This window comes from Streptomyces sp. SID13666, assembly GCF_010548325.1.
GTDB lineage: Bacteria > Actinomycetota > Actinomycetes > Streptomycetales > Streptomycetaceae > Actinacidiphila > Actinacidiphila fildesensis.
In genome coordinates this window covers 1-392 of the sequence record NZ_JAAGLX010000234.1, presented here as the reverse complement: position 1 = coordinate 392, position 392 = coordinate 1, and the positions used below count along the sequence as shown (strand labels likewise).

Annotated in this window: 1 protein-coding gene; it reads right to left on the bottom strand. The window is 71.9% G+C overall.

Annotation, left to right across the window (positions count from 1 at the left end):
- Positions 1–275 (bottom strand): WhiB family transcriptional regulator (locus G3I60_RS44255; RefSeq protein ID WP_164608606.1); only part of this gene is annotated, 275 nt, incomplete at its 3' end.
- Positions 276–392 lie beyond the last annotated feature (117 nt).

Here is a 392-nt window from a genome sequence, read left to right as displayed (position 1 = left end):
CGGGCGCGGCCCATCAGTTCTTCGCGTTCGTCCTCGGTGAGGCCGCCCCAGACGCCGTAGGGCTCGCGGACGGCGAGGGCGTGGGCGGCGCACTCGGCGCGTACGGGGCAGCGCATGCAGACCTCCTTGGCGGAGGTCTCCCGGGCGCTGCGGGCGGCTCCCCGTTCGCCCTCGGGGTGGAAGAAGAGGGAGCTGTCGACGCCTCGGCAGGCGGCTAGCAGCTGCCAGTCCCACAGGTCGGCGTTCGGTCCGGGCAGGCGGGAGAAATCAGCCATTACTGGTCCCGTCGTAGCAGTGTCGGCCGTACTGGCGTGGTGACGGCCCTGGGGGTGAGGGACGGGCGCCGGGCGGGTGTCCGGGGTGCTCGCTCTCGAAGACCGCACATCTACTGT